This window comes from Nocardioides sp. (genome assembly GCF_036401255.1).
Classification (GTDB): Bacteria; Actinomycetota; Actinomycetes; order Propionibacteriales; family Nocardioidaceae; genus Nocardioides.
Genome location: NZ_DASWVI010000489.1, coordinates 1 through 7,054, shown reverse-complemented (window position 1 = coordinate 7,054; position 7,054 = coordinate 1). Strand labels below are relative to the sequence as shown.

Below are 7,054 nucleotides of genomic sequence, written 5' to 3'. Positions count from 1 at the left end.
TCCCCGCGACCCGGCACGGCGCCCTGAGCCTGCTGACCCCGCTCAACGCCGCGGTGTGGTGGAGCACCGCGCTGATCACCGTCCTCGCCGTCCTGCTCGCGGGGGCCGTCGCCCTCGTGCCGGCGGCCTCCCTGCGGCGACTGCCCGTCGCTGTGCTGCTCTCGGAGGAATGAGATGACCACGACCGCCCACGCCACCCTCGGCGCCCCGATCGGGCTGCGCGGGGTGAGCAAGCGCTACCGGCTCGCGGACGGCTCAGTGCTCGAGGCCTGCGCGACATCGACCTCGACATCGCCCCGGGGACGTTCACGGCTGTGGTCGGCGCGTCCGGGTCGGGCAAGTCCACGCTGCTGCACCTGATCGGGGCGATCGACCGCCCGGTCGCCGGCCAGATCCTGGTCGGCGACCGCGACGTCACCCAGCTGGGCCGCAACGCCGCCGCCGACTATCGGGCGACGATCGGGTTCGTGTTCCAGCGCTTCCACCTGCTGCCGGCGCTCACCGTCCGCGACAACGTGCTCGCGCCCCTCGTCGGCCGCAAGACCGCCGTCGCCCGCGACGCCCGGGCACGCGAGCTGATCGCCGCCGTGGGTCTCGCCGGGCGCGAGGACTCGCTGCCCTCCCAGCTCTCGGGCGGCCAGCAGCAGCGCGTCGCGATCGCGCGGGCGCTGGTCGCGCATCCCGGGATCGTGCTGGCCGACGAGCCCACCGGCAACCTCGACTCCGCGACCGCGCGCGAGATCATCGCGCTGCTCCGCGACCTGCAGGCCGACCAGGGCACCACGCTGGTGATGGCCACGCACGACCGCGAGATCGTGGCGCTGGCCGACGCCGTCCTCGACCTCAGGGACGGCGCGATCGTGACGAGTGCGTGAGGGTGGATGGCCTTATCAACAATCATGAGTGCGTATAACAGATTTCGATATAGATCTTGATAGTCTCTTACACGTGGACCCCGCCACCAACCCCTACCGACCCGGGGCGGGCCGACGCCCACCGGTGCTCGCTGGACGGGAGCCCATCCTGGAAGCCTTCTCGACTGTCCGCCGCCGAGCCGAGGAACTCGGCGAGGGCGACCGGAGCTGGGTCCTGAACGGGCTCCGCGGCGTCGGCAAGACCGTGCTTCTCAACGAGCTGCTCGGTCAGGTGACGCAGAAGGGCTGGATCGCCGCCAAGGTGGAAGCGACGTCCTCGACTCCGCTCTCACTGTCCCTGAGCCAGGCACTGGTCCGCGCCATGCGCACCGCGACCGGCCAGCACCCGGTGCCGAGACTGCGGCGCCTGCTCGGAGTCTTCGAGGCGTTCTATCTCAAGCTCAACGCCGCCACTCAGACGGTCTCGCTCGGCGCGGATGTCGACCTGGTGAAGGGCATCGCCGACACCGGGCGCTTCGCAGACGACCTGGCCGCGCTGTTCGAGGTGCTCGGGGAGACGGCAGTCGACCTCGGGATCGGGACGTTGATCCTCGTCGACGAGCTGCAGGAGGCCGCGCCGAGCGAACTGACTGCGGTCAACACGGCAGTCCACCAGATCGGGCAGGGGGCGACGCCGCTCCCCGTCATGTTCGTCGGAGCGGGCCTGCCGTCGCTCCCAGCACAGCTCGCCGATGCGACGAGTTACGCCGAGCGCCTCTACGACTACCGCCCCATCGGGCTCCTGTCGGCTGATGCGGCCCGGACGGCGCTGGTCGGGCCGAGCGCCGAACGCGGGGTGCGATGGGAACCTGACGCACTCGATCAGGCCCTGGCAGTTGCTGGGGGCTACCCCTACTTCATCCAAGCGGTGGGCAAGCACGTGTGGGACGCCGCGGTCACCGACCCGATCACCGCCGACGATGTCTCCGTCGGTGGCGAGTCTGCCCGCCGCGAAGTTGACGAAGGTCTGTACCGATCCCGCTGGGAACGCGCGACGCCTGCCCAGCGCGACTTGCTCCGAGCTCTCGCGACCACCGGTGGCGAGGAAGCCGTCGCGATGTCGGATCTGGTGGTTGCCATGGGCAAGCGCAGAGTCTCAGACCTCTCTGTTGCCCGCAATGAGCTCATCAAGAAGGGCCTGGTCTACGCCCCGGAGCGCGGCGTCCTGGCGTTCACCGTCCCCGGGATGAGCGACTTCGTCCTACGCCAGTAGGGGCCCGGCCTACCCCGCCGTCACCAGGGCATCGACACGAACGGCGAGGAGTACGCCGCGTCACCGGCCAGCTGCGCCTCGGCCTCGGCGACCGGGATCCGGTTGCGCTCGGCCTCGAGCAGCATGGCGAGCAGGCCGACGTCGCCCGCGGTCGGGATGCCGGTGACCTCGTCGTGCGCGAGCACCCACGACACCGCGGCGGTGATCCGCGCCTGGTCGTCGTACGGCTCGTACCACGTCGTGTAGCGGTGCGCGTCGCCCTCGGGCCAGTTGCGTCGGGACACGGTCTTGATCGTCATCAGGCCGGCGTCCTGGCGGCGCACCTCCGCGACGAGCGCCTCGTAGTCGGCGCGGTAGGCGTCGTCGCGCCACAGCACCGGGTTGAGCGGGGTCAGCACGGTCGCGAACGGGTGCCGCCGGAGCGCCTCGAGGTGGGTGGCGGCGGCCTGGTCGCCGTGGCCGGTGATGCCCACGGCGCCGACCATGCCCTGTTCCTGGGCCTGCAGCGCCGCCTCGAGGGCGCCGCCGGGGCCGGTGGCGCGGTCGAGGTCAGCGAGGTCCCCGACGGCGTGCAGCTGGAGCAGGTCGAGGCGGTCGGTCTGCAGCCGCTCGAGCGAGGCGTTGATCTCCTGCCAGGCCGACTCCTTGTCCCGGCGCCCGGTCTTGGTGGCCAGGAAGATCCGGTCGCGGATGCGCGGCATCCACGGCCCGAGCCGCAGCTCGGCGTCGCCGTAGTCGGCGGCGACGTCGAAGTGGTTGATGCCGCCGTCGAGGGCCTCCTGGACCGAGGCGTCCGCGACGTCCTGGGTGACCTCCCCGAGGGCGGCCGCGCCGTAGATCAGGACCGAACTGCGATGTTCCAACCTGCCGAGCCTGCGCGTCTCCACGAGTCCACTATGCACCTCAGGTGAATGGCGGGCAGATCAGCCCTCCACCCACTGGGTCTCGACGCGCGGCCGCGCCCTCGCAGGCTCGGGCGCGCGCTTGCTCGACCTTCGCGCCCCCACGCCGTGACCTCCTCCGTCGGTCACGACTGGGCGCTCCAGCTCCAGGCGTACGCCGGGTCCTCGACCGCGAGCCCCGCCTCGCCGAGGTCGAGCGGGGCGAAGGTGTCGACCATGACGGCCGACTCCTCGAAGTACTCCACCCCCAGCGAGGCCTCGATCGCCGAGGGCTGCGGGCCGTGGGCGTGGCCGCCGGGGTGCAGCGAGATCGACCCGAGGCCGATGCCGGAGCCCTTGCGCGCCTCGTAGTCGCCGCCGACGTAGAACATGACCTCGTCGCTGTCGACGTTGGAGTGGTAGTAGGGCACGGGGATGGCCAGCGGGTGGTAGTCGACCTTGCGGGGCAGGAAGTTGCAGACCACGAAGTTGTGGCCCTCGAAGACCTGGTGCACCGGCGGCGGCTGGTGGACCTTGCCGGTGATCGGCATGTAGTCCTCAATGTTGAACGTGTAGGGGTACAGGCAGCCGTCCCAGCCGACGACGTCGAAGGGGTGCGTCGCATACCGCATCCGGGTCCCGACGATCCCGGCGCTGGTGCGGTGCTTGACCAGCACGTCGACGTCCTCGCCCTCGGCGGTGAAGGGCTGGGTGGGGCCGTAGAGGTCGCGCTCGCAGTACGGCGCGTGCTCGAGCAGCTGGCCGTAGCGCGAGAGGTACCGCTTCGGTGGCGCGATGTGGCTGTTCGCCTCGATCGCATAGAGCCGACTGCTCTCTGCAGGGACCCAGCGGTGCGTCGTCGCACGCGGGACGACCACGTAGTCGCCGGCGCGGTAGGCGATCACGCCGAACACCGTCTCGACCACGCCCGACCCGGACTCGACGTACACGCACTCGTCGCCGATCGCGTTGCGGTAGTAGGCCGACGGCTCGGACCCGGTGACGACGTAGGAGATCCGCACGTCGTTGTTGCCGAGGACCAGGCGCCGGTCGGTGACGGGGTCGCCGCCGGCCTCTCCCCCGAACTGCAGGTCATGGAGCCGCAGATGGCGCGGCTTGAGCGGGTGGTTGGGGGTGCGGGTCTGGTCGGGGAGCTCCCAGGGCTCGGCGGCCACGATCGCCGACGGCACGCCGCGGTGGTAGAGCAGCGAGGAGTCCGAGGAGAACCCCTCCTCGCCCATCAGCTCCTCGTAGTAGAGCCGGCCCTCGGGGTCGCGGTGCTGGGTGTGCCGCTTCGGGGGCACCTCGCCGATCCGCCGGTAGTGCGCCATCGCTCGCTCCGTTCGATAGTCGAACATAGTCGTCCGCTATGTGCCTGATGGCTACAGTAGCCAGCGTGTCAACGGAACCCGCTCCGCCTCCTCTCGACTCCGCCTGGCGCGGCCTGGTCGACGACGCCGCGACCTTCCCGCCGGGCAACGTCCCGCTCGCGGAGGCGGCGACCGCCCACCAGGCCCGCCGCGCCGACGAGCACGCCGACCTGGTCGGCACGTTCGTCGTCAAGGACACCGACCTGCCGGCACTGAAGGCCACCCCGCTGGCACTGTCGGTGGTGCTGACCGGCGGCGCGGGCCAGGTGGCGGGCACCGCCTCCCTCGCCCGCAGGCTGCACGTCGCGGTCGAGGGCCTGGAGATCGCGCTGCGCGACCCCGGCGATCCACTCGGCGCGGCGCGGCGCGTCGGGGCGGCGGTCGATGCGGCCCGGGCCGACGGCCAGCTCGACGACCACGTGCCGGTGTACGTCGAGATCCCACCCGACGCCTCCCCGGCGGCCTGGCTGGCCGCCGCCGACGAGGTCGCGGCGCGGGAGTTCCGTCTCAAGCTCCGCACCGGCGGTCTCGAGGCGTCGGCGTTCCCCACGGCCGCGACGCTCGCGGGCTGGATCGACGCCGCCCTGGACCGCGAGACGCCGTTCAAGTGCACGGCCGGCCTCCATCGCGCGGTCCGGCACACGGGCGAGGACGGGTTCGAGCACCACGGGTTCCTCAACGTCCTGGTCGCGACCCGGCAGGCCTGGGACGGTGCCGGGCCCGACGAGGTCGCGGACGTCTTGGAGGAGCGCTCCGCGGCGGCTCTCGACACCGCCGACCTGGACCGCGCGCGCCGCTGGTTCACCTCCTTCGGCTCCTGCTCGATCGACGAGCCGCTGGCCGACCTGCGCGACCTGGGGCTGATCCGATGACCGGCTTCGGGCTCGACCACCTGCCGTACGGCGTGTTCTCGGTCGGCGACGGGCCGCGCCGCGTCGGGGTCCGGTTCGACGACGACCGGGCGTCGTGGGTGATCGACCTCGCCGCCGCCACCGGCCGTCCCGAGCTCGACCGCCCGTCGCTGAACGCCTTCATGGCGCTCGGGCCGGAGGCCTGGCACGAGACCCGGGAGCGGGCCGTCGCGGCGGCCGGGTCGCTGCGGCACGCCGTACCGCTCGCCGACGTGACCCTGCACCTACCGTTCGAGGTCGCCGACTACGTCGACTTCTACGCCAGCGAGCACCACGCCTCGAACGTCGGCCGGATCTTCCGTCCCGACGGCGAGGCGCTGCTGCCGAACTGGAAGCACCTGCCCGTCGGCTACCACGGCCGGGCCGGCACGGTCGTCGCGTCGGGCACCCCGGTCGTGCGACCCTGCGGGCAGCGCCGCGGGGTCTCGACAGGCTCGACCACCGATCAGGTCGTGTTCGGCCCCTCCACCCGCCTCGACATCGAGGCCGAGCTCGGCTTCGTCGTCGGGACCGGCTCCGAGCTCGGCACGCCGGTGCCGTACGACGCGTTCGCGCAGCACGTGTTCGGCGTGGTCGGTCTCAACGACTGGTCGGCGCGCGACATCCAGGCATGGGAGTACGTCCCGCTGGGCCCGTTCCTCGGCAAGTCGTTCGCGACGTCGATCTCCCGGTGGGTGACGCCGCTGGCCGCCCTCGACGCCGCGTGGACCGACCTGCCGGGGCAGGACCCCGAGCCGCTGCCCTACCTCGGCCCCGGAGCGACGAAGGGGCTCGACATCGACGTCGAGGTCGAGGTGAACGGCGAGGTGGTCAGCCGCCCGCCGTACCGCACCATGTACTGGTCGCCCGCCCAGATGCTGGCCCACCTCACCGTCAACGGCGCGAGCCTGCGCACCGGCGACCTCTACGCCTCCGGCACGATCAGCGGCCCGGAGCCCGACCAGCGGGGCTCGCTGCTCGAGCTCGGGTGGGGCGCCGACGACGCGTTCCTCGACGACGGCGACGAGGTGGTGCTGCGCTACAGCGCACCCGGGACGCTCGGTGGCCGGATCACGCTCGGCGAGGTGGCCGGGGTCATCGCCCCGGCGCGCGGCTGAGCCGGCTCCGGCGCGAGCTCGACGGGCGCGTCGGGGCGCTGCGCGGGGATCCACTCCGCCGAGACGATCCGCTCGATCCGCGCGCGCGAGCGGCGGGTCAGCAGGAGGAGAGGGACGAGCAGCGCGACGAGCATGCTGCCGAGCACGATCGCGTAGTACGCGCCGTGCAGCGAGGAGTCCATCGGGGCGACCAGCCCGAAGACCGTCGAGACCGCGAGCAGCCCGGCCATCGCGACCCGCGACAGCCGCAGCGTGGCGACGAACGGCACCACCCACAGCAGGTACCACAGGTGCACCACCGGGCCGAGCAGCACGGTGACGCCGACCACCGCCGCGACCGCCTCGAGGGCGGCCGTCCGGCTGCCGGTGCGCCAGCGCAGCGCGACCGCGAGGACCGCCGCGAGCGTCGCGGCGGTGCCGAGCTGACGCACGATCGAGAGGAACGTCGCCGGCTCGAGGCCGAGCCCGAGCACCGACGCCAGCCAGTCGAGCAGCCCGCCGAACAGCGTGGTCACCGACAGCGGCGTGTTCACGCTGGCCGGTACGCCGAGCCCGTGCACCCACCCGCTGCCCAGACCGGTGGCGACGCCCAGCCCCACGAGGGTGCCCACGGAGACCAGTCCGACCGCCGCGAGCCGGCGTACTCGCGCGGCGAGCGTGGCCGCCGC

Annotated in this window: 7 protein-coding genes; 4 read left to right on the top strand and 3 right to left on the bottom strand. The window is 72.3% G+C overall.

Translation table 11 applies throughout. The annotated features are described in order from the left end of the window. Positions 1-269 precede the first annotated feature (269 nt). On the top strand, positions 270-875 hold the full coding sequence (locus VGD85_RS22685) for an ABC transporter ATP-binding protein (RefSeq protein ID WP_331065701.1): 606 nt from the start codon (positions 270-272) through the stop codon (positions 873-875). Positions 876-948: 73 nt separating this feature from the next. Further along, entirely contained in the window at positions 949-2,127 is a 1,179-nt protein-coding gene (locus tag VGD85_RS22680; protein WP_331065700.1) for an AAA family ATPase, read from the top strand. Between the two features lie 20 nt (positions 2,128-2,147). On the opposite strand, the gene VGD85_RS22675 is transcribed toward VGD85_RS22680, so the two are convergent. Then, entirely contained in the window at positions 2,148-2,990 is an 843-nt protein-coding gene (locus tag VGD85_RS22675; protein WP_331065699.1) for an aldo/keto reductase, read from the bottom strand. Between the two features lie 164 nt (positions 2,991-3,154). Then, complete coding sequence (locus VGD85_RS22670; protein ID WP_331065698.1) at positions 3,155-4,339, bottom strand: homogentisate 1,2-dioxygenase; 1,185 nt, start codon at positions 4,337-4,339, stop codon at positions 3,155-3,157. A gap of 65 nt (positions 4,340-4,404) precedes the next feature. Here VGD85_RS22670 and VGD85_RS22665 point away from each other — a divergent pair, with 65 nt between their 5' ends. Both VGD85_RS22665 and VGD85_RS22660 read left to right on the top strand, forming a co-directional pair. Continuing rightward, positions 4,405-5,250 (top strand): hypothetical protein, encoded by an 846-nt coding sequence (locus tag VGD85_RS22665; RefSeq protein ID WP_331065697.1) that lies wholly within the window; start codon positions 4,405-4,407, stop codon positions 5,248-5,250. After that, the gene (locus VGD85_RS22660; RefSeq protein ID WP_331065696.1) at positions 5,247-6,386 is read left to right on the top strand and encodes a fumarylacetoacetate hydrolase family protein; all 1,140 of its coding nucleotides are present in this window, start codon (positions 5,247-5,249) and stop codon (positions 6,384-6,386) included. Before VGD85_RS22665 ends, VGD85_RS22660 begins: the two co-directional genes overlap by 4 nt. Here the strand turns inward: VGD85_RS22660 and mptB are convergent. Further along, a partial coding sequence (gene mptB / locus VGD85_RS22655; protein WP_331065695.1) for a polyprenol phosphomannose-dependent alpha 1,6 mannosyltransferase MptB occupies positions 6,308-7,054 on the bottom strand: 747 nt, incomplete at its 5' end. The genes VGD85_RS22660 and mptB overlap by 79 nt on opposite strands.

Excerpts from the sequence above, each read along its gene's own strand:
- VGD85_RS22670 (WP_331065698.1), bottom strand. The coding sequence starts at position 4,339 with ATGGCGCACTACCGGCGGATCGGCGAGGTGCCCCCGAAGCGGCACACC.
- VGD85_RS22660 (WP_331065696.1), top strand. The coding sequence starts at position 5,247 with ATGACCGGCTTCGGGCTCGACCACCTGCCGTACGGCGTGTTCTCGGTC.